Annotated in this window: 28 protein-coding genes; 2 read left to right on the top strand and 26 right to left on the bottom strand. The window is 41.9% G+C overall.

The annotated features are described in order from the left end of the window. Positions 1–47 precede the first annotated feature (47 nt). The 22 genes from secA to degS all read right to left on the bottom strand — a co-directional run bounded on the left by secA (position 48) and on the right by degS (position 18,276). Positions 48–2,573 carry a preprotein translocase subunit SecA gene (gene secA / locus G4P54_RS18185; protein WP_024714199.1) on the bottom strand — a complete coding sequence of 842 codons (2,526 nt, stop codon included), beginning with the start codon at positions 2,571–2,573 and terminating at the stop codon, positions 48–50. A gap of 169 nt (positions 2,574–2,742) precedes the next feature. Then, positions 2,743–3,312, bottom strand: coding sequence for a ribosome hibernation promotion factor (hpf, locus tag G4P54_RS18190; RefSeq protein ID WP_024714200.1), 570 nt, complete (start codon positions 3,310–3,312; stop codon positions 2,743–2,745). Between the two features lie 191 nt (positions 3,313–3,503). Continuing rightward, complete coding sequence (locus G4P54_RS18195; RefSeq protein WP_024714201.1) at positions 3,504–3,881, bottom strand: DUF8042 domain-containing protein; 378 nt, start codon at positions 3,879–3,881, stop codon at positions 3,504–3,506. Between the two features lie 9 nt (positions 3,882–3,890). Continuing rightward, a complete protein-coding gene (fliT, locus tag G4P54_RS18200; protein ID WP_024714202.1) occupies positions 3,891–4,232 on the bottom strand; it encodes a flagellar protein FliT in 342 nt (113 codons plus the stop codon). Continuing rightward, complete coding sequence (gene fliS / locus G4P54_RS18205; protein WP_167873437.1) at positions 4,229–4,630, bottom strand: flagellar export chaperone FliS; 402 nt, start codon at positions 4,628–4,630, stop codon at positions 4,229–4,231. Before fliS ends, fliT begins: the two co-directional genes overlap by 4 nt. Before the next feature lie 21 nt (positions 4,631–4,651). Continuing rightward, positions 4,652–6,148: a flagellar hook-associated protein 2 gene (locus G4P54_RS18210; protein WP_167873438.1), complete on the bottom strand. Its 1,497-nt coding sequence runs from the start codon at positions 6,146–6,148 to the stop codon at positions 4,652–4,654. Positions 6,149–6,165: 17 nt separating this feature from the next. Beyond that, the gene (gene flaG / locus G4P54_RS18215; protein WP_024714205.1) at positions 6,166–6,495 is read right to left on the bottom strand and encodes a flagellar protein FlaG; all 330 of its coding nucleotides are present in this window, start codon (positions 6,493–6,495) and stop codon (positions 6,166–6,168) included. 232 nt (positions 6,496–6,727) lie between these two features. Further along, a complete protein-coding gene (hag, locus tag G4P54_RS18220) occupies positions 6,728–7,645 on the bottom strand; it encodes a flagellin Hag (protein WP_167873439.1) in 918 nt (305 codons plus the stop codon). Between the two features lie 143 nt (positions 7,646–7,788). After that, positions 7,789–8,013 (bottom strand): carbon storage regulator CsrA, encoded by a 225-nt coding sequence (gene csrA / locus G4P54_RS18225; protein WP_003219727.1) that lies wholly within the window; start codon positions 8,011–8,013, stop codon positions 7,789–7,791. After that, positions 8,007–8,438 (bottom strand): flagellar assembly protein FliW, encoded by a 432-nt coding sequence (fliW, locus tag G4P54_RS18230; RefSeq protein WP_167873440.1) that lies wholly within the window; start codon positions 8,436–8,438, stop codon positions 8,007–8,009. The genes csrA and fliW overlap by 7 nt, the downstream gene beginning before the upstream one ends. Positions 8,439–8,458: 20 nt before the next feature. Then, positions 8,459–9,034 carry a DUF6470 family protein gene (locus G4P54_RS18235; protein WP_167873441.1) on the bottom strand — a complete coding sequence of 192 codons (576 nt, stop codon included), beginning with the start codon at positions 9,032–9,034 and terminating at the stop codon, positions 8,459–8,461. Between the two features lie 46 nt (positions 9,035–9,080). After that, positions 9,081–9,977, bottom strand: a complete 897-nt coding sequence (gene flgL, locus G4P54_RS18240) for a flagellar hook-associated protein FlgL (protein ID WP_167873442.1) — start codon at positions 9,975–9,977, stop codon at positions 9,081–9,083. Positions 9,978–9,986: 9 nt separating this feature from the next. Beyond that, complete coding sequence (gene flgK / locus G4P54_RS18245) at positions 9,987–11,510, bottom strand: flagellar hook-associated protein FlgK (RefSeq protein WP_167873443.1); 1,524 nt, start codon at positions 11,508–11,510, stop codon at positions 9,987–9,989. A 17-nt stretch (positions 11,511–11,527) separates the two neighbouring features. Continuing rightward, a complete protein-coding gene (flgN, locus tag G4P54_RS18250) occupies positions 11,528–12,010 on the bottom strand; it encodes a flagellar protein FlgN (protein ID WP_167873444.1) in 483 nt (160 codons plus the stop codon). A 15-nt stretch (positions 12,011–12,025) separates the two neighbouring features. Then, on the bottom strand, positions 12,026–12,292 hold the full coding sequence (gene flgM, locus G4P54_RS18255; protein WP_024714212.1) for a flagellar biosynthesis anti-sigma factor FlgM: 267 nt from the start codon (positions 12,290–12,292) through the stop codon (positions 12,026–12,028). Between the two features lie 79 nt (positions 12,293–12,371). Next, positions 12,372–12,791 (bottom strand): TIGR03826 family flagellar region protein, encoded by a 420-nt coding sequence (locus tag G4P54_RS18260; protein WP_024714213.1) that lies wholly within the window; start codon positions 12,789–12,791, stop codon positions 12,372–12,374. Positions 12,792–12,864: 73 nt separating this feature from the next. After that, positions 12,865–13,587 carry a phosphoribosyltransferase family protein gene (locus tag G4P54_RS18265; RefSeq protein ID WP_167873445.1) on the bottom strand — a complete coding sequence of 241 codons (723 nt, stop codon included), beginning with the start codon at positions 13,585–13,587 and terminating at the stop codon, positions 12,865–12,867. Continuing rightward, the gene (gene comFB, locus G4P54_RS18270; protein ID WP_167873446.1) at positions 13,551–13,847 is read right to left on the bottom strand and encodes a late competence protein ComFB; all 297 of its coding nucleotides are present in this window, start codon (positions 13,845–13,847) and stop codon (positions 13,551–13,553) included. Before comFB ends, G4P54_RS18265 begins: the two co-directional genes overlap by 37 nt. Before the next feature lie 68 nt (positions 13,848–13,915). Next, positions 13,916–15,292, bottom strand: coding sequence for an ATP-dependent helicase ComFA (comFA, locus tag G4P54_RS18275; RefSeq protein ID WP_167873447.1), 1,377 nt, complete (start codon positions 15,290–15,292; stop codon positions 13,916–13,918). Between the two features lie 111 nt (positions 15,293–15,403). Further along, positions 15,404–16,249, bottom strand: coding sequence for a DegV family protein (locus tag G4P54_RS18280; RefSeq protein ID WP_167873448.1), 846 nt, complete (start codon positions 16,247–16,249; stop codon positions 15,404–15,406). Between the two features lie 97 nt (positions 16,250–16,346). After that, positions 16,347–17,036 carry a two-component system response regulator DegU gene (degU, locus tag G4P54_RS18285; protein WP_003219701.1) on the bottom strand — a complete coding sequence of 230 codons (690 nt, stop codon included), beginning with the start codon at positions 17,034–17,036 and terminating at the stop codon, positions 16,347–16,349. 82 nt (positions 17,037–17,118) lie between these two features. Then, complete coding sequence (gene degS, locus G4P54_RS18290) at positions 17,119–18,276, bottom strand: two-component sensor histidine kinase DegS (protein WP_167873449.1); 1,158 nt, start codon at positions 18,274–18,276, stop codon at positions 17,119–17,121. A gap of 216 nt (positions 18,277–18,492) precedes the next feature. On the opposite strand from degS, the gene G4P54_RS18295 reads away from it, so the two are divergent. Together G4P54_RS18295 and G4P54_RS18300 are read left to right on the top strand one after the other, a co-directional pair. Beyond that, entirely contained in the window at positions 18,493–19,146 is a 654-nt protein-coding gene (locus G4P54_RS18295) for a YigZ family protein (RefSeq protein WP_167873450.1), read from the top strand. Next, positions 19,146–20,324, top strand: a complete 1,179-nt coding sequence (locus G4P54_RS18300; RefSeq protein ID WP_167873451.1) for an LCP family protein — start codon at positions 19,146–19,148, stop codon at positions 20,322–20,324. Before G4P54_RS18295 ends, G4P54_RS18300 begins: the two co-directional genes overlap by 1 nt. 72 nt (positions 20,325–20,396) lie before the next feature. On the opposite strand, the gene G4P54_RS18305 is transcribed toward G4P54_RS18300, so the two are convergent. The 4 genes from G4P54_RS18305 to tuaF all read right to left on the bottom strand — a co-directional run bounded on the left by G4P54_RS18305 (position 20,397) and on the right by tuaF (position 24,296). After that, positions 20,397–21,473 (bottom strand): MraY family glycosyltransferase, encoded by a 1,077-nt coding sequence (locus G4P54_RS18305; protein ID WP_167873452.1) that lies wholly within the window; start codon positions 21,471–21,473, stop codon positions 20,397–20,399. A 144-nt stretch (positions 21,474–21,617) separates the two neighbouring features. Then, positions 21,618–22,805, bottom strand: coding sequence for a teichuronic acid biosynthesis protein TuaH (gene tuaH, locus G4P54_RS18310; RefSeq protein WP_167873915.1), 1,188 nt, complete (start codon positions 22,803–22,805; stop codon positions 21,618–21,620). Between the two features lie 28 nt (positions 22,806–22,833). Beyond that, positions 22,834–23,592: a teichuronic acid biosynthesis protein TuaG gene (gene tuaG / locus G4P54_RS18315; protein WP_167873453.1), complete on the bottom strand. Its 759-nt coding sequence runs from the start codon at positions 23,590–23,592 to the stop codon at positions 22,834–22,836. Positions 23,593–23,615: 23 nt separating this feature from the next. Beyond that, the gene (gene tuaF, locus G4P54_RS18320) at positions 23,616–24,296 is read right to left on the bottom strand and encodes a teichuronic acid biosynthesis protein TuaF (protein ID WP_167873454.1); all 681 of its coding nucleotides are present in this window, start codon (positions 24,294–24,296) and stop codon (positions 23,616–23,618) included. Between the last annotated feature and the right edge of the window lie 11 nt (positions 24,297–24,307).

Here is a 24,307-nt window from a genome sequence, read left to right on the forward strand (position 1 = left end):
TCCGCGGGCGCTCAAAGCGCCGCGGTCAAAAACTTGCCTGACTCGAACTATTCAGTCCGGCCGCAGCAATTTTTATATTTTTTTCCGCTTCCGCAGTGGCATGGTGCATTTCGGCCAATATCAACCACTTTACGAACCGGTGCTTTCTTCGCTTTTTTGCTTTCTTCGCCTTCTTGCGGCTGATGAGCCGTTGTCTGGCCTTGTACAACCTCTTCACGCTCAAGATTGTTTTCAATCTCAGCCTTCATCACAAATTTTGCGACCTCGTCCTCAATTGATTCAATCATATGCTCAAACATCGCAAAGCCTTCCATTTGATACTCACGCAGCGGGTTTGTTTGCGCGTAAGCACGAAGGTGAATCCCTTGACGGAGCTGATCCATCGCATCGATATGGTCCATCCATTTTGAATCGACGGCGCGAAGCACGATGACTTTCTCGAATTCACGCATTTGTTCTTCACCGAATTTTTCTTCTTTTTCATCATATTTGGTCATGATGCGATCCATGATGAGTTCATGCATTTCATCAGGTTCTTTGCCAAAGATATCACTCTTCTCAAGCGCGCCTTCGTCAAGGTAAGTCGTGTTGACAAGCTCCACAAGACCGTCAAGCTTCCACTCCTCTGGAAGTTCTTCTCTTGGTGTATAAGCCGCAATTGCCCGTTCGAGAGAAGATTTAATCATATTTTCAACGATTTCACGCAGGTTTTCAGAGTCGATAACTTCAAAGCGCTGCTTATAAATGACCTCGCGCTGCTGGCGAAGAACGTCATCATATTGCAGAAGCTGTTTACGTGAATCGAAGTTATTGCCTTCGACACGTTTTTGAGACGATTCAACCGCGCGGGACACCATTTTGCTTTGAATTGGAGTAGAATCGTCCATGCCAAAACGGTCAAGCATCGCCATTGTCCGCTCAGCTCCGAATCTACGCATCAATTCATCTTCCATAGAAAGATAAAATTGGGTGATCCCCGGATCTCCTTGACGTCCGGAACGCCCTCGAAGCTGATTGTCAATCCGGCGTGATTCGTGTCGTTCTGTACCGATAACAGCGAGACCGCCAAGCTCTTTTACACCTTCGCCAAGCTTAATATCTGTTCCGCGCCCCGCCATGTTTGTCGCAATTGTAACTGCGCCTTTTTGGCCGGCCTCTTCAATGATCTGCGCTTCACGTTCATGGTTTTTGGCGTTTAATACTTGATGCGGAATCCCTTTGTTTTTCAAAAGCTTAGAAATCAATTCAGATGTTTCAACCGCAACCGTACCGACAAGAACAGGCTGCCCCGTCATGTAACGCTGTGCGACATCCTCCGCAACGGCCTTAAACTTTCCTTCCATCGTACGGTAAATTAAATCCGGACGATCGTCACGGACAACAGGCTGGTTAGTAGGAATCGTGACAACCTGCATGTTGTAGATGTTGCGGAACTCCTCTTCCTCTGTCTTAGCCGTACCCGTCATACCGGCAAGCTTTTCATACATCCGGAAGTAGTTTTGGAACGTAATCGTCGCCAAGGTCATGCTCTCATTTTGAATTTCAAGCCCTTCCTTCGCTTCAATCGCCTGGTGAAGCCCCTCACTGTAGCGGCGGCCTTTCATCAGACGTCCCGTAAAGGAATCAACAATAACAACCTGTCCGTCTTCCACTACATAGTCAACGTCCTTTTGCATCGCAACGTGAGCTTTTAAGGCCTGGTTGATATGGTGGTTGAGCGCGACATGCTTTACATCAAAGAGGTTATCGATGCCGAATGCTTTTTCCGCCTTCGTCATGCCTTCTTCAGTAAGCTGAACAGCTTTTGTTTTGATGTCATACGTGTAATCCTTCTCCGCTTTTAACGTACGGACAAACGCATTTGCCTGTACGTACAGCTTAGTGGATTTTGCAGCTTGTCCAGAAATGATTAGCGGTGTTCTCGCTTCATCAATTAAAATAGAGTCAACTTCATCAATGACCGCAAAATGCAGCGGGCGCTGAACCATCTGCTCTTTATAAAGAACCATATTGTCACGCAAATAGTCGAAGCCAAGCTCGTTGTTTGTAGAGTAAGTAATGTCAGCGGCATAAGCTTCCCGTTTTTCATCCTTTGACATTGAGTTTAAATTCAAGCCGACAGTCAGACCGAGAAACTCGAAAATTTTCCCCATCTGCTCAGCGTCACGGCTTGCCAAGTATTCGTTGACAGTCACGACGTGTACGCCTTTACCTGTTAATGCATTTAAATAAACAGGCAGAGTAGAGGTTAACGTTTTCCCTTCCCCTGTTTTCATTTCCGCGATATTTCCGTCATGAAGCGCCACGCCCCCCATGAGCTGGACTTTGAACGGAAACATGCCGGTTACGCGGCGCGAAGCTTCCCGAACAACGGCGAATGCTTCAACAAGAAGATCATCAGTTGTCGCCCCTTTTTCAAGGCGCTCTTTAAATTCAATCGTTTTATGTTTCAGCTCCTCGTCGGAGAGATTTTCATAGTCTCCGCGGATCGCATCAATGTCGTTAGCTATTTTTTCGTATCTATTCAGCGTACGTTTTGTTGGATCAAACATTTTATTTAAAATTCCAAGCATTTATAACGCTCCTCTATCATCACATGCCTGTTTTTGCAGGCATGTATAAATAATTTACTAGTCCATGTATACCTCTCATTATCATATCATACCTTTTGTTATTTCCAAAGAATTTGCAAATAAGAAACAACAAAAACCTTCCGCGGACATTACGGAAGGCTTCTCTTCATTATTCAGTCGGTTCAATCAAGCCATATTTCCCATCATTTCGGCGGTACACGACATTTGTTAGGTTTGTTTCCGCATTTGTGAAAACAAAGAAATTATGGCCGAGCATATTCATTTGCAAGATCGCCTCTTCACTATCCATCGGCTTTAAATTAAAGCGCTTCTGACGGACAATGTCCAAGCTCTCATCCTCTTCAATTTCATCCTGAACCGCAATATCTGTATCAGAGTCAAGGCCGTTTGCCAATAAATGCTTCGGAGAGCCCTGCTCACGGAATTTACGGTTTACTTTCGTTTTATGCTTGCGGATTTGACGTTCCAGTTTGTTTGTAGCGAGATCAATTGCGTTGTACATATCCTCGTTATGCACCTCGGACCGAAGCGCTAGATCTGTCATCGGAATTGTAACCTCAACTTTAGACTCCTTGTCATTGTAAAACTTCAAGTTGACGTTCACATCAGCATTCACGCTATGGTCAAAATAACGCTCCAGCTTGCCGATCTTCTTCTCGACATGATCCTTTAACGCGGGTGTCACTTCAATATTTTCTCCTCTGATGTTATAGTTCATCAAAGAACGCCTCCCTTTTATTAAGGATATGTATCTATTTCTCCTTTACCCTGCAACAATCCTGCCAAAACGTAAATTTTTTGTGAAAATTCAGTGAACTTTGTCGAATTGTGTTTGATATTTCCTTCTGCATTGGCGGTTCGGAGGTATATGTATATGCTGATGAAAAGAAACAAATACCTCACACACGCCTAATTGATAACAAAAGGTTCCATACATTGGTGTATAGACAGCATCCATTTTCTATAATGATTCAGAAAATGTTCTTTTAAATACTCGCAGAACTCATGAGAGGGAAAAGAGAAAGAAACCAGTTGATCAAACTCTGCAAAAATTTGGTCAAATGCTTTCACACAAATTTCAGCACAACGCGAATCCATAATAAAGAGAAGTGTGGAATGTGTTGAATCCAAATAAAAAAAGGCTTGGATCAGATCTTGATAGATCCGATCCCCTTCTGTTTTTGATAAATTCTGTTCAGCCTCTATCAAATAACATAGCCCTTCCTCAATAGTAAACAGAAGATGATAATAAGCTGATAAAAGCGTATAATCTTCAATGCTCTTCAAGGCACTCACCTATTTACGCTTGTCATAATATCTGCCGTCAATCGTAATGTTGTTATAAGGATTTAAATACGTTGTATGCATTGTACGTTTTCTTTTTACCTGCTGAAGTTCTGCTGCGATTGACTGCTTCAGTCTTCCCATTTCCTTCACAATAGCCTGGTCCCATTCCAAAACAAGCTTCATCTGCTTTTGTTCTTCCCTTGAAAGCGGCAGAGATATTTCCTGAATCAGTTCAGACCGTTTAGCCACAAAGTCTTCAATTTCCTTTAAAAGTTCATCGCTTTCGGGTGTTTGTTGTATGTGCGACAGCATACTCTGCGTTTCAGTGTACAGTTGATCTATGTTTTTCATGCGATTCCGCCTGATCCGTGCCGGTCCTTCCGTTCACTCTGAATGGCTTGTTTCCAAGCATCCCGAAAATCTGTTACATAGCCTTCAACCTCAGCCAGCATACTCATATCATTTTTGATATTTGCCTGTACCAATCTTCGATACATATAATCGTACATCGCACCCATGGAAGCGGAAAGCTCTATGTGGCGGTTAAGTGTAAAATTTAATTCTTGAATGATATTTTGCGCTTTAATCAGATTTTCATTTTTTCGTTGCATATCATCATTCTCAATGGCCTGAGAGGCAAGTCGTATAAATTTCAAACAGCCATTATACAGCATAAGCGTCAGTTCACCGGGTGTAGCGGTATTCACTGAATTTTGCTGATAGGCTGTATAAGGATTTTGGATCGCCATGTGTCATCCTCCAAATTACATTTATTGTGCAAGAAGCTGTGATAAATAGGACGATTGTTCGTTCATTTTTTGAATCGCAGAATCCATTGCACTGAATTTTGTATAGTAGCGGTTTTCTATCGAATTCAACCGATCCTGCATTTTGATAATATCAGTGCTGATCGTGTTTAAATTTTTACCGATTGAGTAGTTATTGGCGCCCATTGTAGAGTTACCGGCTTTTGCTTCGATACTTTTCACTGTACTTTTCAGCGTGTCACCGATGCGCTTCATAATACCTTTATCACTATATGCGCTGCTGCTCGACCCGCTTGTAAATAAAGCTGCGACGCTTTTCGGATCTTCTTGTATTTTAGCTTTCAGTTTGTCTTCATTAATCTCTAGATGTCCCCGCAATTGGTAAGTACCTGAAGTCGAGATGCCAAATTCAGTTAATTGATAGGATTTCCCATCCGCATTTACTTGTGAATAAAAATCAGACCGCATTTGGTTCGTACCGGTGCTGATACTGCTATCATTTCTCAGCAAACCGCTTTTCGCCTTTGCTTCCCAGAGTTCTACTTCTTTATCGGACATTGCTTCTTTTTGTTCACTCGTCAGCGGCGTATAGTCTCTGTATTTTTCTTCCTGAAGCTTTCCATTCAGGCTGTCAACCAATTCATTGTATTTGTCTACAAACTCTTTAATTTGATTGTAAATCCCGTCAACATCAGTCGAAACAGCTGTCGTAACAGGACCAGTTGCTGCAGTTGTATTTCTGATCGAATAGGTAACACCATTAACTGTAAAGTTGTTTGTCAGCTTCTCCATTTCAAAGCCGTTAATTGTGACTTTTGCATTTGTTCCTTCTTTGTAAGCAGTTAGCTTATTATCGGCGTCCAAAGAAAATCCAAGCTGTCCAGACATAAAGTCGGCTGAAGCAGAATCTGCCGCCTGTATGCTGCCGCCTGCACCTGTGGCTTTAGAAGAAAACGCAATCGTTTCCACATACGCGGTGCCGTTCCAAATTTTATCTTTAAATGCTGATACTCCGAGATCAGAGCTATTAAGTTTAGAAATCACATTATCAATTGTATCGGTGCTTGTCACACTGATGTTTACTGTTTTTGCCGTTGTCTCACCAGGCGCCACAACGTTAAATGCCAAATTATAATCGCCTTGTGTGTATCCCGTATAATTATTTGCTTTATACGTCGCCGCGGTTGCCAAGCTCGCTACTTCAACAGTAGAAGAAGAGTTTGGCGCACTTGCGTTTCCTGTAGCAGTTAACACAGATTCATCTGAGCTTTTCACCGTTTTGCTCTGATACGTACTCGGATATGTCAGCGTATTTTTAGACATATAATCTTGCAATTCTTTTATTTTTGTATTTACTTCACGATAGCTGTCACGCTGCCATTCAAGAGTCTGTTTTTTTTGTGTCAGCCTGTCAAGCGGCGCTTTTTCTGTCTTCATCAGCTTTGAGACGATATCATCTATATCCATTCCTGATGCCAGACCTGTTATTCTCGTGACCATTTCAAACCACTCCTAATCTACTTTTTTTCATCTACAAATAACCCAAGATATTCAGTCATAGCCGCATAAAAATCAAGCCATCGTTTTGGCGGAATTTCACGAATGACCTCATTTGTAGAGTCCTCTATTACCTTTACATAGTATTCATTTAACTTCTCATGAAGCTCAAACTTCAGGTGAACTTGCGAAGGTTCCAGCAGCTTGTTCATTTCCCCTACCATTTCGGAAAGGTTGGTATATGAAACTTGATGAGCAGGAACTTTATTCTCGTAATCTTTCTGATTATGTATTTGAGTATCATAACGATCCCAAACAGGTTGTAACGTAGTGAGCCTTTCAATGTTCAATTGATCATCCCCTATGCGCCAATCTAACGTTTATATCGACTAAATCGAGATAAGATTACACATATTTTTGGAAAAAATCTCTTCCGTTTTAAATTTCTTGTTTGGAAATACATTTATAATAAGTTAGTGGAGAATCCGGTTATTATATCATGAGTTAATGACAGCATGGAGAATGATTCGGAGTTAGACATATAAATAAAAGACCTTGGCAACGCCAAGGTCTTCTTTAAAATTAACGTAACAATTGAAGTACGTTTTGTGGCTGTTGGTTTGCTTGAGCAAGCATCGCTTGAGAAGCTTGAGAAAGAATGTTGTTCTTTGTGAACTCACTCATTTCTTTCGCCATGTCAACGTCACGGATACGAGACTCAGCAGCTGTCAGGTTTTCACCAGAAGCGCTCAAGTTGTTGATTGTGTGCTCAAGACGGTTTTGTACCGCACCTAATTTTGAACGTTGTTTAGAAACAGTATTGATTGCGTCATCAACTGTTTTAAGTTGAGCATTGAATCCTACAGTAGCAGTGTCAGCCGCATTATCTTTGAATTTTGTTACGTCGATGTCAGATACTGCTTGTCCAGTAAGAAGTGTCGTACCGTCTGTATCTAAAGCACCAATTGCTGTAGCTGCCATGCTTTCAATGTTGACAGAAAGCTGTTGACTGCTGTTAGCTCCGATTTGGAATGTTAATGATTTACCGCCAGCTTGCGAGAAATCGCCATTAAGAAGTTTTTTACCGTTAAATTCAGTACGGTCGGAGATACCGTTAGCGTTTGCTCCGCCACCGATTTCTTCAACTAGAGATTTGATCTCATCTTGGATCGCTCCAAGATCTGTACCATCTTGTGTACCTGTGTTTCCAGCTTGAACAACTAGTTCACGAACACGTTGAAGAATAGAGTGAGTTTCAGTTAATGCACCCTCAGCTGTTTGGATAAGAGAGATTCCGTCTTGAGAGTTTTTAGAAGCCATATCAAGACCTCTGATTTGTCCTCTCATTTTTTCAGAGATCGCAAGACCTGCTGCGTCATCTCCCGCACGGTTGATACGAAGACCTGAAGAAAGTTTCTCCATGTTCTTTTGGCTAGCACCGTTGTTTGAGCCTAAACGGTTTAGTGTGTTAAGTGCTGCGATATTGTGGTTAATTCTCATTGTTTTGTTCCTCCCTGAATATGTTTTTAGGCACGTCCTTGTGCCTCATTTTTATAACTGGCGGAGTCTTTCGCATCTCCTCCCGGCTACATCATTAATATCGGATTGTCTCTTAATTTGTTAATACAAAAATAAAAAAATCCTCACTTTTTTTGTGAGGATAATGCGGAGATCACATCGCTGGATAACGCTGCAGCACGGTTATTTTCTTCCTGAATGGTCAAATAAATTTCTTTCCTATGAATGTCGATATGTTTCGGGGCGTCAATTCCGAGTTTCACTTGATCACCCTCAACCGCAATGACTTTCACTTCAATATCAGCACCTATTTGAATCGCTTCGTTTATTTTCCGCGATAAAACTAGCATGATTCTCCTCCAATCGGATGCTTTGTCGTATATGAGGAGTCGTGTAAAACGACTTGCTTAGCCATCATGTTTTTGCGATTTACAATAATGGGAGCCAATAAATTGGCAGTGGATTTTTCGAATGGCTCTGCCATGGTCAAGATTGTCATGACTTCTACATCTTCAATATGATCGATATCCAAAAGTTCCGCAGTTGATTCATCAAGATCAAACTCATAATTCTTAAAAAAGATGAACGGACTTACAACGATGAACGCAAGATTTTCCGAAGTGACGGACTGCAGCGCCACGAATGGAGAGTCTTCTGAAAGCGGAAGAATGACGAACTGTTTTTCCTCTATAAAGCCGGGAATCCCGTTTTCAAAAAGAATAATTTGCTCCTCTTTTACGTTCATTTGGCCATGGTATTTCGTATGAATGATCATTGTTCACGATCCTTTTCTGTTTACTTTTCTGATGATTCTTTTGGGTATTCTACATCTATATTTAAATCAGGGTATTGAAGCATGTCAACCTTAACGTCTCCCGGCGTATATTCAACAATTGGTTTTCGCGGTTCAGCCTCAATAACAGGTTTTCGCGGCGTAATCTGAATATCAAGCTGTGACGGGGTATATTGTATTTTCACCCTTGAAAGAGAAATAGCATAATTCTCACCTAATTGAATCTGATGCATCTCAGAGTTCCTCTTTGCTTGTGAAGCGATTGGGTTCCCCTTATTTTCAATTCTCATAAGCTCGTCCCCTTCTTCTGCTGTGCGGGCTATACCCTGCATTACATCCTCACGGCCTTGTTGGGCGGCTTCTTCAATCCGTTTGAATATATGTTTTCTGTCTAATTCTTCCCACGCTTGCGTCTGGTCAATCGTGAGTTTTCCAGGTGTCACCGATATTTCCATTTCCGCGTTTGGCTGCTGGATCTCAAGATCGGCTTGCGGCTGCTCCATTTTTAAGCTGGCGGGCGTCGTTGTTAAACCAATTTTCCCTTGAACACTATGCATAATCAATCTGGGGATTTGCATCACTCTACCTCCCGAACTATAAAAAAAGCGAACTCCTGAGAGCCGCTTACTTTAAAAAGTCAATCAATGTAGGCTGAACAATTTGCGCATTTACAGACAGAGTAGCCCTGTGCACGCTTTGCTGCGCAATAAATTCCGTTATTGCTTCTTCCAGTTCTACATCTTCATTGTCTGACAACACTTTTGTAGCTGTTTCTTCTTGAGCTGAAAGCCTTGTATTAACCAGTTCAAGACGATTATATCTAGCTCCAAGATCAGAACGTTCAGCGCTCATGCCGTTAGAAAATTGATCGATATCATCTAAAACGCTGTTCATCCCATCGACTGAACCTGAACTAAGCGCCTTCTCAAATGAGTCAAGCATTTCAAACACATTCTGTCCGCTTCCAGAAGTACCACCAAAAGCTGACTTTGGATCTGAATTCACTTTCAATGTCATATTATTAGAGATATTGACAACGACATCAGCAGTATCAGAAATTGTATAAGTACCATCTCCGTTATCTGTAACCGGAGGCTTGTCTGAATTTGTGCCATTAAAGATATATCTGCCGTTCACTTGCGTATTGGCAATATTTAAAAGCTGATCCTTTAACTGCTTCACTTCTACGCCAATCGCTTGCCTCTCTGTTTCGCCGTTTGTATCATTTTGAGCTTTAACCGCTAAGTCTCTGACCTTTGACAAGATGTCAATTCCTTCAGTAATGTTTGTTTCTGTGTTTTCAAGCCATGTAAAGGCTTGAGAAGCATTGCTTTGATATTGCTGCACTTGAGACAATTGCGTATTATATTTCAGGCTTTTCATCGCTACTACAGGATCGTCGGAAGCTTTTGAGATTTTTTTCCCCGACGAAATCTGTGATTGAAGTTTATCCAGCTTTGAGTAGCTTGAACCGATATATCTCAATGAGTTTTGCTGAATCATACCTTGTGTTACTCTCATTTGATCTACCTACCTTCCTCCTACACCCATGCCATTGATCACTTTGTCGAGTATTTCGTCTTGTAAAGTCACCATTCTTGCAGCGGCATTGTATGCGTGTTGGAATTGAATCATATTCGTCATTTCTTCGTCTAAAGAAACTGCGCTCATTTGCTGTCGGTTTATGTCCGCGTCATTCAGCTGTGTTTCAGTATTAGACGACAAACGATTTGCTTCTTGTGCTTTAATTCCCAGCTCGCCAATCAGACCTGAATAGTAATCCAGCACACTTGTCTTTTTACCATTAATGGTTATATCACCTGTTAACACATTGGCTAGTTTTATTGCATTTGAATTATCGTTGGCTGCGCCAGTCAGTGAGAAAGCAATGTTCGCGCCGCTTGAATCTGATATGCTGGAAGCTACTTTAATCTTGCCTGCTGCTCCTTTTGCCGGTGCAGTTTCACCGCCGGTAAATTCAAAAAAGTCCCCGCCTTGTGCGCCGCTCTTGGTCAAACCATTTCGGTGCACCTCATTGAACGCTTTCGCAAATTCAAGTGCCATATTATCGAGGTCAGAAAGCATGTCAGGATATACGCCTTTTTCTGCGCCGTTTGCTGTTACATAACCGTAAGACTCTATAAATCCTAAAAGAGATCCCTTGCTATTGAATGACTCAGCCTGTACAGCAGTGTTCCCGATTGAGATACTAGATACTAAACCAGTTGCATTATCGTAGTTGGCTGCAAGTTCTGAAACCTCGTAATTTTCACCGTCCAAAACAGTTCCCAGCGACTGTTTATTTTTATCGAGGATTTCAATTGATACTGTTCCTTCAGCAGAAGCAAGTGCATTACCGCCTGATTTGTTATAGCTGACTTTAATATCAACCATTGAGGATAATTTATCAATCAGCAAATCCCGCTGATCATATAAACCATTTGGCAGAAGCCCCACCGGCTCTACTTGTGCAATTTGCTTATTTAAACTGTTTAATTGGGAAAGCACCGAATTGACATCCAACACAGTCGTATCTAGCTCTGCTTTTAAGTTTGATTGAACATTTGTAAGTGATTCAGAAAGATAATTAAACGTTTCTGCTAGAGCTTTTCCTTTTTCAGCGACAACAGAACGTGCACTGTCTTCGTTTGTATTATTCGATAATTCCTGCAAGGAATTCCAAAACGAATTAAGCACACTGTTTAAGCCGCTGCCGTCTGTCTCATTTAAGATGCCTTCCATTTGGGACAGAGCTTTGGCTTTCGTGTCGTAGTATCCGGCACTGTTGTTTTGAAGACGGTACTGGTAATCAAGAAAGATATCTCTTATTCTCTCAACTGACTTCCCTTGAACGCCCGTACCCATTTGTCCAGCGGTTTTTTCTGCATTTTTTGATACAGCAGGGAAATAGTCAGTTGCTTCCAATGAGACACGCTGTCTTGTATAACCATCAGTATTGGCATTTGCCACGTTATTTGCCGTCGTGCTTAATGCTGCCTGCTGAGCGCTTAACGCCCGCCTTGCAGTTTCAAGCCCCATAAAGGTAGATGTCATATTCCAATTCCTTTCTGCTAAGCTTTTGAATCAAATAGTTTCATTCGGCTGCTTTTCGGAAGCTCAGCTTTAATTGATTTGCTGTAATTAAAGTTATTATCCTTAGGAACCAGCATATCGTAAGAAATAGAGATGAATTGCAGCGCATCTCTCGTCAGCTGCCTATTCATCTCGTTCACTTTTTTCAGATGTCCGAGAACGTTAGAAAGAACTTCATACAGCTGTTCCAGCTCTTCCTTTTCACTGCCTGAAGTTTTGGCGATACATGCGGAAATAGTGTTATTTTCACTGTATCCGAGAAAGGCGGAAGTTGCTTTGATCCGGTCCTCTTCTGTCTGTCCGATAGCTTGAATATATTTTTGCTCTTTTGTCAAAATGTTAGAAAGCTCTTTTGTTTTGCCGGCTTTGAGCGCTTCCGTCTTTTCCTCAGACAGCGTGAGCAGGTGCTCATGCAGAACGCAAAGTCGCTTCAATTGTTCGATAATTGGCTTTGCTGACATGGGCTTTCTCCTTTGTTATTGCTTTTTATAAAAATTAATCATGTTTTTCGCTATATGATTTGCGTCTACTTTGTATGATCCATTTTCAATTTGCGCTTTAAGCTGCGCAATTTTTTCCTGGCGTGAACCAGTGACTGCGTCGGATGCACTTTGCATTTCTTTAGCCTGGGATGAAATTTCAATTTTATCCTGAGGCTGTGCAGCAGTTTTTTGCACCGCTTGCTTATCATAATTTTTTTGGTATGGATTAACGGATTGTGTTCCAAATTGATTGATTTTCATAGGATTCCTCTCGCTTTCCGTTGCAGTCTTTAAACAATCTAACCCTTTTATCGACTGCGGTTTCAGTTAGTTTAGGGAATCAGCTGTTTTTGGTATTATAGGCATAGTATGTGTCTTTTTTACTATTTTCTCTCTCTGTTTTCAGCGTGTCCTCGTGATCTAAATGATCTATTTGAGCCTTTAAATCGGACTGACAGGCCTTGCAGAACTTGCCTTCCCGAATCGATGCCCCGCACCTTTCACAAGGGTATGCCAAATTAGGAAGATGAGCGATTTGAATGCGTTTCTGCCTGATGAATTTCAATATCAGCTCTTCTTCCACACCTGTTTCCTCGGTTACCCGGCTCAAAGTTGATTGCCGGTTTTCCTGTTTCCTTAAAAACTTATATACAATCTCAAATGATTTTTCTTCTTCCTTAATACACGCCTGACATATGGTTTGCAGCTTTGTTTTTAAAAACAAAGTATTGCATTTCGGACAATTCGCCAGTTCTCCCATCTTTATTTCTCCTTATTCGATAATATACCTGTGTTGATTTCTAATGATTATATCGGCATAAAAACAGAATCATTTAGCTTCTGATCAAGGTAAAGGATGCCACTGAAGCGGCTTTTCCTTTCTCTAATAAACAGCGCGCTGCAAAATGCAAAGTGGCGCCTGTTGTATAAAGATCGTCTATTAAAATGATATTCATACCTTTAACTGAGTTGTTTTTCGTGTCAAAAATGCGCGCTGAAAACAGGCGTTCCATTTTCTTTTTCTTTGACTGTTTCTCATTATTCAGGCGGATGAGGGGGCGGCGGATAGGCCGGTTTAAACATTCTGCCAAGAGCTGAGCCTGATTAAATCCGCGCTCTTCCTCCCGTTCCTTGCTCAGCGGAATTGGAACGAGAACAAAATGCTTATCGGGGTATACCTCTGAAAAGGTTGAAGAAAAGTCAGTTTTAAATGCATTTATGATTTCTGCATCTCCTCTAAATTTAAAACGGGAGAGCGTTTCTTTCATCATATCATTATATGTGTAAACTGAACGGTTTTGGCGGAGCAGCAAGCTGTGACTGAGCCTTGATTTCCATGCCTCGCAATCCCTGCATACCGCAGGAACGGATTGAGGTCTGCCGCACAGGCTGCAGATATGTCCTGTGATTTTTTCAAATTTGCTTCTGCAGGAATGACAGACCTTTTCGTCAGGTTTTAATAAAAAAAGTGCTCTCCATGTAACAGCTTGAGAAAATTGCGAATCGCATAGCAGACAGATCAGTTTATGAACGCCCCCTCCTGCTTTGTGTGGCATAAATCGCTTGGATTCTCTGATACCACAGCAGCAGATTCAGCCAAAATAACAAGCATAGCCGTGTTTTTTTGTTTATCTACCATCTCCGCTTTCGTATATGCGACCTTTTTAAGATCAGTAACGTAGGATGGTCTTACTTTGTTTAAAGAAAGTGCCAATACATCGTTTTTGCATACCTCGCAAGTGCAAGTCATATGAAGCTGGTCCATATATCGGTCGAGCAGTTCTTTCATTACGATTTCTTTTGAATTGACAAGCATTTTTACAGCTCCTCATCATCGGTCATATGAGTATACTGTACCACGTTTTCAAATAATGGCTAGTATATTCATCCATTTTTGGCTGCCAAGTCATTCATTTCTTTTATATGCTTTTTTGCATCCAGCATACTCTTTGTTTTACCGTAGTGAAAGAAAATGACATCACCGCCAGCATGCTCTTTATGCCGACCTGTTCTTCCTGCGATTTGAACTAGTGCGCTTTCCGTAAAAATAGACGATTCCGCCCCTAATATACCCGTTTGCACCTTTGGGACTGTGACGCCTCTTTCTAGTATTGTTGTTGTGAGTAAGAGATCAAGCTGGCCGTCTCTGAACTGCTGTACTTTTTCTTTTCTGCACTTGTCTTCTGCATGCACAGACGCGGTTCGGCAATGAACATCTTTAAAGCAGGCAGCTGCCTTTCCCAGAACAGAAACAGAGGGAACAAATAAAAAAACAGGCCTCCCTTCTTTCACATGAAACTCTATCCATCTTTTTACCGCTGACGGAATTTTGTTTCGGCTTAATTTCTTTTTCCAGTTTCCGCACCATACAAAGCGTGGTTCCGGCAGAGGTTTCTTATGGTATCTCGCTGGAATCCGAACTGAATGTAACTGTCCGTTCAATGTTTTTCTTTTTAATTCTTTTGGGGGCGTTGCACTTAAGTAAACAAGAGTGCTGTTTTTCTTTCTTGCTTTCTGAACAGCGAATTGAAGAGTTTGATCAGCAGAATACGGAAAGGCATCAACTTCATCAACGATCATGACATCGAATGCGTTTTTATAACGCAAAAGCTGATGTGTGGTGGAAATCATAAGCGGAGATATACGTCCTTTGTCCTCGCTTCCTCCGTAAAGCGCTGAAATGTCAGCGCCCTGAAAGGCAGCCTTGAGTCTGGGAGCAAGCTCTAATACAACATCGGTGCGCGGTGTCGCAATGCATACACGCAGTCCTTGATTTAGCGCGGATTCTATACCAGGGAATAGCATCTCTGTTTTGCCAGCGCCGCAAACCGCCCAGATGAGAAGCTCTTCCTTTTTTGATATTGCCTCGATTAAGACATCGGCGGCCTTTTGCTGTCCGCTTGAGAGCTTGCCATCCCACGTCAGCTTGACAGGCTGCCAGTTCGCTTCATTCTCTTCTTTCCATGAATATAGAGGCACATTCTCACTCACCCTTCCCATCATGACACAGGAGCGGCAATACATCTGCTTCTTTCCAGATGAGTGATAAAAAGAAAAATACCGCTGATCATTTTGGCCGCACCTATTACACCTATATCCCCGTTTATTTATCGATATAGAGTTTTGAGCGGCGATATAGCCATTCCCGATATGCCATTCAATCAGCTCATCGGAAAATGGGAGTTCAGTTCTGAGCAGATGGCGGCTTTGAAGCGTCTGCTGCAATTCTTTTGAGAAAGAAACGTTCCTTACAGTCGGCAATCAGCATAACCCTCCTTCCTTTCGAGACAGTATGACTCAGTGAATATTTACTGTCCAGCTATCAAAATAAAAATATAAAAAAATCTCCGTTGCGAAAACGGAGATTTTTCGTTATTTATAACACCAGCAAATTCCTAGCGCCCCCTCACCCAAATGGGTGCCGATAACCGCGCCAAAATAACTGTTATAAAATTCAACATGAGGATATTTTTCAGAAAGCTCTTCGATGACTTTCGCCGCTTCTTCTTCTCGATTCGCGTGAATAACAGCAGCTCGCATAGGCAACCCTTTACTCGCATCTTCATCTAAAAGCTCATAAATTCGCGAAATCGCTTTTTTACGTGTCCGAATCTTTTCAAAAGGCACAATTACCTTATTGTCAAAATGAAGAATCGGCTTTACTTTTAGAAGACTCCCAATAAAGGCTTGGGCGCTGCTTAATCGCCCGCCCCGCTGAAGATGGGCTAAATCATCTACCATAAAATACGCCCGGACTGTTTTTTTCATTTCTTCCAGTTCTTTTATGATATCTTCCGGCGATGATACTCCATTTTTGATTAATTCAGCAGCCTTAAGAGCGTAAAAGCCCTGAGCCGAACAGCTGATCTCTGAGTCAAATGGATACACCTTAATGTTGTCGACCATTGTGTCGGCCGCTGCTGCACTGCTGAACGTACCGCTGATCCCGCTGGAAAGATGAATACTGATGACCGCATCATAAGACTTGCCAAGCTCTTCATACAAAGCAACCAGCTCGCCAATTGGCGGCTGAGAAGTCGTCGGAAGCGCTGCATGTTTTTTTACTTCATCGTAAAAGCTTTTCCAGTCCAGTTCGATTTCTTCACGATAAGTTTCTTCCCCAAAAACAACCTGGAGAGGAATCATGTGTATCTGATGTTGTTCTCGCATTTCTTTCGGAATATATGCTGTGCTGTCTGTTACTACTGCAATATTCATAGCTTCAATACCTGCCTTAATGCTTTATAAATCTATTGTAAGGGAAACACAAAATTAAAAAAAGACCTGCCTAGTAAAAGGCAAGTCTCATTTTATACTATCTCATTTCTACCCAGCCATTTTTAATAGCGACCACAACGGCTTGCGTCCGGTCGTTCACATTCATTTTTTGCAAGATATTACTCACATGGTTTTTCACGGTTTTCTCACTGATAAACAATGATTCGCCAATACCGCGGTTGCTTTTTCCGTCTGCAAGCATCTGCAGCACTTCACATTCCCGCCTAGTTAAAATATGTAATGGTCTGCGGATTTCAGGGTATACCTCATGCTGAGGGTGTGCAGAAACTCCGCTTGTTGCAAGGCGGCGGAATTCGTTAACGAGGTTGTGGGTAACCTTCGGATGAAGGTAAGAACCGCCCTCGGCAACTACTTTTACCGCTTCAATTAATGTATCAGCATCCATCTCTTTCAGCAGATAACCTCTTGCGCCTGTTTTCAGGGCATGTGTTACATAATTTTCGTCATCGTGAATTGATAGAATAATTACTTTAGATTCAGGATACAGCTCTACAAGCTGTTTTGTAGCTTCCACACCATTTACGTTTGGCATATTGATATCCATGATCACAACATCAGGATGATAGTGCTCGACAATACGAGCCGCTTCGTCTCCATCGTCACCTTCTGCTACCACTTCAAAGGTAGGTTCAAAATCCAATATCCGTTTTACACCTTCACGAAATAACTGATGGTCGTCGATAATAACAATGTTTACTTTAGTCACAAGCCACGCCTCCTTGTATTATTGTTCTATATACTCTAGCTTTCGGTCAATATGCCTTTTGGCTCTATTTTACAAATCATAGTCAAAGAGATAACGGAACCTTGATCATAATAAATGTCCCAAGACCTATTTTCGAATCTATTGTCATGGTTCCTTCCAATAAATCTACTCTTTCCTTCATGCCCAGCAAGCCGAATGATTTGTTTTTCTTCTCTTTCGCTTCCTTCAGGTCGAACCCTTTGCCGTTATCTTTTATCATTAAAATCACAAAATCCTTTGTGATCTCAACTTTGACTGTAATTTCTTCAGATTCAGAATGCTTTAGCGCATTAGACACAGCTTCCTGTGCGAGTCTGAAAAGCGCAACTTCAAACTGAGGCGCTAACCGCTTATCCTCTGTTTCACCAATGCACTGAAAATGTATTTTGACCTGCCCGTTATATTCCTCGGTTGTATATAGATATTTTCTTAAAGTTGGAATCAGGCCGAGATCATCAAGGGCCATCGGTCTTAAATCATATATAATCCTTCTCACTTCGTAAAGGGCATTCCGCACATTTTGACGGAGATTTTTAATTTCTTGGAAACCGTCCTCAGTGCCCCTGTCACGGAAAATCCGCTCTATTAGTTCCGATCGCATCATAACATTTGCCAGCATTTGAGCAGGCCCGTCATGTATTTCTCTTGAGACTCTTTTTCGCTCTTCTTCCTGCGCCTCAATAATTCTTAAGCCGAAATCCTGTTTTGCCTGGGCATCGGCAAGAAGCAGCCCGACCTCACGCAAATCTTGATTCAAGTAGTTGAGCACAACTGTAATTTGACTTACTAATGATTCAGACCGCTCAATGATTTCCTGAAGGCCTAACAATCTTCGCTCTAAATCATCCCGGCGTTCGCGCAACTGCTTCTCGCGCTGCTGAATCATCGTCAATTCTACCTGCAGCTTATGGGCTTTTTCGTATGCGTTGCGAATTTCTTCTTCACTGAATCTATGAAAATTGCGGCTGACCTCGGATAAACGGTTTCGCGCATGGCGGGTCTGCACTTCAAGCTTATCGCCAAGCTCGATCACTTCATACACCTGCTGTTTAATTTGCTTCAGTTCTTCAACCAGCTGTTCATACTGCTGGCGTGACTGCTCCCCGATTTGAAAAACCTCGTCCTTGCTCCCGTCAACGGTTTTCAGCATCTTCATCAAAATAGAATCCAGCACTTTGGAATCCATCTTTGTTTTATTCATAATTTCCCTCCGTCACGGCGTTGTCATATATTTTTATTATAAATGTAATTGATCTGCAAATTGTGTCGAATTATAATGAAAGAATGCGTATATTCTAGAAAAAAACAATTTTATGTTCGATCTACTCTTTATGATAACAAAATACGCACAAAAATTCTAAAGACTGTACAAATTTGTATAGGCAGTCTTTTATGCTTAGCAGGAGGGTCAGCAAGCATGCTGCACAGCTATTTTACTGTGAAAGAAGCAGGAGAACACGAGATTGTTATTGAAAAATCGCGTTTTATCTGTCATTTAAGCCGTGTTTCTACCGAACAAGAGGCACAGGAATTCATACAGAAAATAAAGAAACAGCACTGGAATGCGACTCATAATTGCTCGGCTTACGTAATTGGCGAGAACGATCATATACAAAAAGCCAATGACGATGGAGAACCAAGCGGTACAGCGGGAGTACCGATGCTCGAGGTATTAAAAAAACGCGGACTTAAGGATACTTGCGCCGTCGTTACACGATACTTCGGAGGCATTAAACTTGGGGCCGGCGGATTAATTCGCGCTTATGGGAGATCAGTGTCTGAAGGATTAAATTATATAGGTGTTGTCGAACGGAAGCTTATGCGGATTATGCATACTTCCGCAGATTACACATGGCTTGGCAAGATTGAAAATGAGCTAAGGGAATCACAATTTCTGTTAAAGGAAATCCATTATGCCGAAAATGTTGAATTTGAAACCTATGTGGAAGAAAAAGAAACAAACGCATTTTCTGAGTGGATGACAGAACTGACAAATGGAAAGAGTGATATTAAAGAGGGAGAGTTGACGTATCTTGAAAAAGCCGTCAATCATATAAAGGAGACTGAATAATGGCTGAACGCGTTAGAGTGCGTGTACGTAAAAAGAAAAAGAGCAAACGCAGGAAAATTTTAAAAAGAATGATGTTATTATTCGCCCTTGCATTATTGGTAGTTGTAGGGCTTGGAGGATATAAACTTTATAAGACCATTAACGCTGCGGATGATTCATACGATGCCCTTTCCCGCGGAGATAAATCAAATCTGCGCAGCAAAGTTGTAGATATGAAGAAAAAACCGTTTTCTATTTTATTTATGGGGATAGAGGATTACGCAACCAAAGGGCAAAAAGGGAGATCCGATTCTCTTATTGTCGTTACCCTTGATCCAAAAAATAAAACCATGAAAATGCTGAGCATTCCGCGTGATACACGTGTGCAGCTAGCCGGTGACACAACCGGAAGCAAAACAAAGATTAACGCCGCTTTCAGCAAAGGCGGAAAAGATGAGACAGTCGAAACCGTTGAACACTTCTTGCAAATTCCAATCGATAAATATGTCACAGTTGATTTTGACGGATTTAAAGATGTAATTAATGAAGTTGGCGGCATCGATGTAGATGTGCCTTTTGATTTCGATGAAAAAAGTGACGTTGATGAAAGCAAACGGATCTACTTCAAAAAAGGCGAAATGCACTTAAACGGCGAAGAAGCCTTGGCGTATGCCCGTATGAGAAAACAGGATAAACGCGGAGACTTCGGGCGTAATGACAGACAAAAACAAATCTTAAATGCGTTGATTGACCAAATGTCAAGCGCAAGCAACATTGCTAAGATTGATAAAATCGCAGAAAAAGCCAGCGAAAACGTCGAAACCAATATTCGCATTACAGAAGGTTTAGCGCTGCAGCAGATTTACAGCGGCTTTACCAGCAAGAAAATCGACACGTTGAGCATTACAGGTTCTGATTTGTATTTAGGCTTAGGGGCTAAAAAAACGTATTACTTTGAACCGGATGCCACAAATCTGGAGAAAGTCAAAAAAACGCTCCAAGAGCATTTACATTATCATCCAGAAGAAAACAGCACTGACAGCACGACCTCAGACAGCTATGGCACTGACAGTTCTGGCAGCCCTGGTACAAATGAAAGCACAACAACTGACGGTTCAACGAGCGGAAGCGGCTATTCGAATGACAGCGGCACAGGCTCAAACAGTACTACGAATTCAACCACTGATTCATCCTATTAAAAAATGCCCGGTCCTTTAGAGGATCGGGCATTTTTGCGCACAAAGAAACTCCGGCTAGTGAGCCGGAGTTTTTTAATTTCTTTTCACGAGCCGTTTATAAAATTTTGTAAACGGCTTAAATTTTTCATTCACGAGTCCTGTCACTTCTGCTATGATCTGCATAAAAATGACTAAAACGAAGATAATAAACAAAGAAAGCCAAATTGTGGCACTTTTGAGTACAATTGCACTAATGCTGAAAATAAAGCCAATCAGATAAATAACAAGGACCGACATCCGATGTGAAAGGCCAAAGGCCATCAGCCTATGGTGGATATGCGACTTATCGGGTGCCGAAATCGGCTGTTTGTTTAATATTCTTCTGATGATCGCAAATGTTGTATCAAAAATTGGTACGCCTAATATGATAATCGGGATAACGATACTGAACAATGTTACGCTTTTATACAGGCCTAATAATGAAAGAATCGAAATACAATACCCTAAAAAAAGTGATCCTGTATCACCCATAAAGATTTTTGCCGGGTGAAAGTTGTAAAACAAAAATCCGAGCGTGCTGGCGATGACAACCAATGAAAGTGACAGAATCAGCACTTTTCCGCCGGATAGCGCCATAACGGCGATCGTTGACAGACCGATAACTGACAGACCGGCTGCAAGGCCATCCAATCCGTCAATCAGGTTAATCGCGTTTGTAATGCCGACAATCCATAATACTGTCAGCGGATAAGCCAACCATCCTAACTCAAATCGTTCTGCTAAAAAAGGAACTGAGAAAAAGTCCATTTTTAAGCCGGTGCTTACAATCATGATGGCTACACCTAGCTGGACCAAAAACTTAACTTTCGCACTTAATTGAAATTTATCGTCAAGAATACCTAACACAATAATGATGAATGCTCCGGCCGTAATGGCGGTCATTCTTGTTTCTGTGTATATGCCAGATGCAAGCACACCTGCTACCACACCGATAAATATGGCCAGCCCGCCCATCCGGGGCATGATTTTGTCATGTACTTTTCGATTGCTGGGCTGGTCAACTGCACCTATTTTAATCGCAATCCTTTTTACGATTGGGGTTATGATTAAAACTGTCAGCAGCGAGACAATAAACGCAACAACAATGCGAATCATGCGTTCGTCAAGCATAAAGAAGTCTCCTTTGGAATTAAATGAAGTCTTTATTTATATAGAGAACCGTTCCTTCCATTATACCTTCTCCTTAGTTATTATAACAAGCTTCATCAAAAAGAAACACGTATTATCAAAAAACGCGCATCCCAATTTATAGGACTACGCATGTTTTTGAATCCCTGTATACTTCATAATTTGTTTAAATAAGCAATCCCAATCTTGCGTGCGGGCAATGTTTCGGCGCATTTCTTTATAGGTTTCGTCTTCGTTTTGTCCAAGAACTTTTTCACATGCAGCTATAAAATCAATTGGATGATTACCCTCTACATATTCGTACACATACGGCTTTTGCATTTTTGAGGTTGATGGAAGATTAGAACCGACAACAGGTTTTCCTGCCGCTAAAAATTCATATAGTTTCAGCGGAAACACAGCTTGATTATACGATGAGTTTTTATATGGCATGATGCCAATGTCAATAAGCTCCATATAATGAGGGACATCCTTTGGATCTGCCGGACCGGTCCATATGACATTAGGAAGCCTCAGCAGCTCTTGAAACGAAACGTCGCCGTTCGTGGCATCCGGACCGACCCACAAAAATGTCCAATCAGGCTTTTGCAGTGCGGCTTCTTCAATCATTTTAAAATCGAGCTTCGGTTTAATCCCGCCGATAAAGCCTAATACCGTTCCTTCTCTTCCCTGTAATATGCTGCGATCGGGAACCGCTTTATTTGCAGAAAAAAGCTCGTATTCAACGCCGTTTTCGACAGTATGAACCTTTTCTCGTCCCGCAGTCAGTTTTTTGTCTACTTCCTTGTGAAGATAATCCGAGGAACAGGTAATGGAATCTGCACGATGTATAATTCTCAGCTCCGCTGATTTAATGACTTTTCGCCGGAACTCAGACAGCAGATTTGATCGGCCGCTGATCGGCGCCGCCCATAAGTCACTGCAATCATAAATGACCTGATCCCAAGGATGCAGCGATGACAGCAGCGGGAATCCCGGGAACGTGTACCATAAACAGCAGCGTTCACCGTTTGCAGACGCAAGCTCATCAAGTAATGGCGAGAGCTTATGCCTGTAAAAGACATCAGTATACCGTCCGAAACGAAACATTTTTTTCTCCAGCAGGTCTTTGACAGCAAATTGCCTGATGCCTAAACGGACTTCTTGAAACCCTTTCACCTGAGTACGCGGAGCCGGACATACCCAAATCACTTCCTTCGTTTCCTCCTGAGCTGCTAGAAACTCCGCGAGCCGGTGCCTTCTGTATCTTAATTGGTCTTTTCCCCATTCAGCAGTGGCAACGATGACATGAGTGATTGCTTCTTTTGTTTCCACCTTCATCACCTTTTCTCTCTGTTTGCGGCTATAGTCTTTTTTTTACCGCGTTTTTTGCATATTGAACAAAACACCACGTTGCTTTGATGAAATGAAGACGTTCAATCTCCCTGTAGACAAACCACGTTTTTTTCGCAGCCTTCCATTTGTTGCTCGATATCGAATTGCCTACAAGCCGATATTCAGCCAGGCATTCATTCATTCCATAAGCGGTAAATCCTTTTTTCAAAAGAGACAGCCATGTAGCCAAGTCCTGCCTCGTTCTGATATTCGGCATTTGGATCTGCCCCGTTTGCTCCCTGTCAATCATCACTGTCAAGCAGCCGATAATCGTATTTTTCAAGGCGTCATCATACGTCAGGCTTTCAGGGGCATGAATATATTTATCGAGCGGGGTCCCGTCCTGCTCTATTAAGCTGTAGCCTGTGAAAGAAAACGCACAAGAACGCTCCGTCATAAAATCGAGCTGCTTTTCCAGTTTGTCTTTTTTCCATTTATCATCACTGTCCAAAAATGCGACATAACGCCCTTGAGCACGCTCCAATGCTTTGTTTCTCGCAACTGCGGCTCCGCTGTTCTCCTCCAGACAAATCACATGAATTCTTTCATCTAACTTTTCATACTGCTGTAAAATGTCTCCTGTGCCATCTGTTGAACAATCATCCACGATAATCATTTCCCATTGAGAATGGCTCTGTTCTAACACTGACTGTATCGTGTCTTCAATATAGTCACACGCATTATAAGAAGGCGTAATGACAGATACGAGAGGTTTCCAATTGGTCATGATCACATCTCCATCGTATGATTTTAAAAGGATTCCCTGAAAAATTCAGGAATGACAACGAACATAAAGACAATCGCAAGTCCGATCATAACGCCGAGAACCGCTTTCTTTTTCGGAGATAATCCGCCGCCTGCTGTCTCACTTACCGTTTCAGAATCAGTGACACTCGCCGCTTTCAAGTTAAGCTGTGTGTTTTTAAGTTCATACAAAAATCTCTCTTTATCGACTTTGGAATCCTCGCTAACCTTCTCGCCTTCAAGCGCGTCTATGCTGCGGCGGATGACGGCTTCTCTTTCTGTGTACAGTTTTTGATCGTTTTTGAGGAAGGCTGAGGAAATGGCATTTAGGACGGCTTCCGTTCTATCCTTATCCTCGTCGCTATAGCTCAAGGTCAGTAAAGATTTAGATTCTGTTTTGATAGTGAGATTTTCTTTGATCTCTGCCAACTCTTCTTCCTTTTCGTCAGGAAGCGCCTCCTTCAAAAAAGAGTCGCTCTTGAGCAGAAGCGGAATTTCCTCTGTGCTGTTATAAACCGGATGATCATAGCTTCCCACAGCCAAAGTGTCCTCAGCTGTATAGCTCTGTTGATCAGCAATTTGTGTCGGCAGGATATACCCCGCAGCACCTAATATAATGGGCACTGCTATGATCCAAATGATATTTTTTTTAATGCGCCGGGCTATTCTTATCAATATATCGTTCATATAAGTCTCCC

Source organism: Bacillus tequilensis (genome assembly GCF_012225885.1).
GTDB classification, from domain to species: domain Bacteria; phylum Bacillota; class Bacilli; order Bacillales; family Bacillaceae; genus Bacillus; species Bacillus tequilensis.

Excerpts from the sequence above, each read along its gene's own strand:
- fliS (WP_167873437.1), bottom strand. The coding sequence starts at position 4,630 with ATGGCGATCCAAAATCCTTATACAGCCTATCAGCAAAATTCAGTGAAT.
- degS (WP_167873449.1), bottom strand. The coding sequence starts at position 18,276 with ATGAATAAAACAAAGATGGATTCCAAAGTGCTGGATTCTATTTTGATG.
- comFB (WP_167873446.1), bottom strand. The coding sequence starts at position 13,847 with ATGCTTGTCAATTCAAAAGAAATCGTAATGAAAGAACTGCTCGACCGA.
- fliW (WP_167873440.1), bottom strand. The coding sequence starts at position 8,438 with ATGATCATTCATACGAAATACCATGGCCAAATGAACGTAAAAGAGGAG.
- secA (WP_024714199.1), bottom strand. The coding sequence starts at position 2,573 with ATGCTTGGAATTTTAAATAAAATGTTTGATCCAACAAAACGTACGCTG.
- G4P54_RS18300 (WP_167873451.1), top strand. The coding sequence starts at position 19,146 with ATGGCTGAACGCGTTAGAGTGCGTGTACGTAAAAAGAAAAAGAGCAAA.
- G4P54_RS18265 (WP_167873445.1), bottom strand. The coding sequence starts at position 13,587 with ATGCCACACAAAGCAGGAGGGGGCGTTCATAAACTGATCTGTCTGCTA.
- flgL (WP_167873442.1), bottom strand. The coding sequence starts at position 9,977 with ATGAGAGTAACACAAGGTATGATTCAGCAAAACTCATTGAGATATATC.
- G4P54_RS18305 (WP_167873452.1), bottom strand. The coding sequence starts at position 21,473 with ATGCTTGACGAACGCATGATTCGCATTGTTGTTGCGTTTATTGTCTCG.
- G4P54_RS18280 (WP_167873448.1), bottom strand. The coding sequence starts at position 16,249 with ATGAATATTGCAGTAGTAACAGACAGCACAGCATATATTCCGAAAGAA.
- flgN (WP_167873444.1), bottom strand. The coding sequence starts at position 12,010 with ATGTCAGCAAAGCCAATTATCGAACAATTGAAGCGACTTTGCGTTCTG.
- csrA (WP_003219727.1), bottom strand. The coding sequence starts at position 8,013 with ATGCTAGTTTTATCGCGGAAAATAAACGAAGCGATTCAAATAGGTGCT.
- G4P54_RS18235 (WP_167873441.1), bottom strand. The coding sequence starts at position 9,034 with ATGCAAATCCCCAGATTGATTATGCATAGTGTTCAAGGGAAAATTGGT.
- flgM (WP_024714212.1), bottom strand. The coding sequence starts at position 12,292 with ATGAAAATCAATCAATTTGGAACACAATCCGTTAATCCATACCAAAAA.
- hpf (WP_024714200.1), bottom strand. The coding sequence starts at position 3,312 with ATGAACTATAACATCAGAGGAGAAAATATTGAAGTGACACCCGCGTTA.
- tuaG (WP_167873453.1), bottom strand. The coding sequence starts at position 23,592 with ATGACCAATTGGAAACCTCTCGTATCTGTCATTACGCCTTCTTATAAT.
- G4P54_RS18260 (WP_024714213.1), bottom strand. The coding sequence starts at position 12,791 with ATGGGAGAACTGGCGAATTGTCCGAAATGCAATACTTTGTTTTTAAAA.
- G4P54_RS18295 (WP_167873450.1), top strand. The coding sequence starts at position 18,493 with ATGCTGCACAGCTATTTTACTGTGAAAGAAGCAGGAGAACACGAGATT.
- tuaF (WP_167873454.1), bottom strand. The coding sequence starts at position 24,296 with ATGAACGATATATTGATAAGAATAGCCCGGCGCATTAAAAAAAATATC.
- fliT (WP_024714202.1), bottom strand. The coding sequence starts at position 4,232 with ATGAAAAACATAGATCAACTGTACACTGAAACGCAGAGTATGCTGTCG.
- flgK (WP_167873443.1), bottom strand. The coding sequence starts at position 11,510 with ATGACATCTACCTTTATGGGGCTTGAAACTGCAAGGCGGGCGTTAAGC.
- G4P54_RS18210 (WP_167873438.1), bottom strand. The coding sequence starts at position 6,148 with ATGGTCACGAGAATAACAGGTCTGGCATCAGGAATGGATATAGATGAT.
- hag (WP_167873439.1), bottom strand. The coding sequence starts at position 7,645 with ATGAGAATTAACCACAATATCGCAGCACTTAACACACTAAACCGTTTA.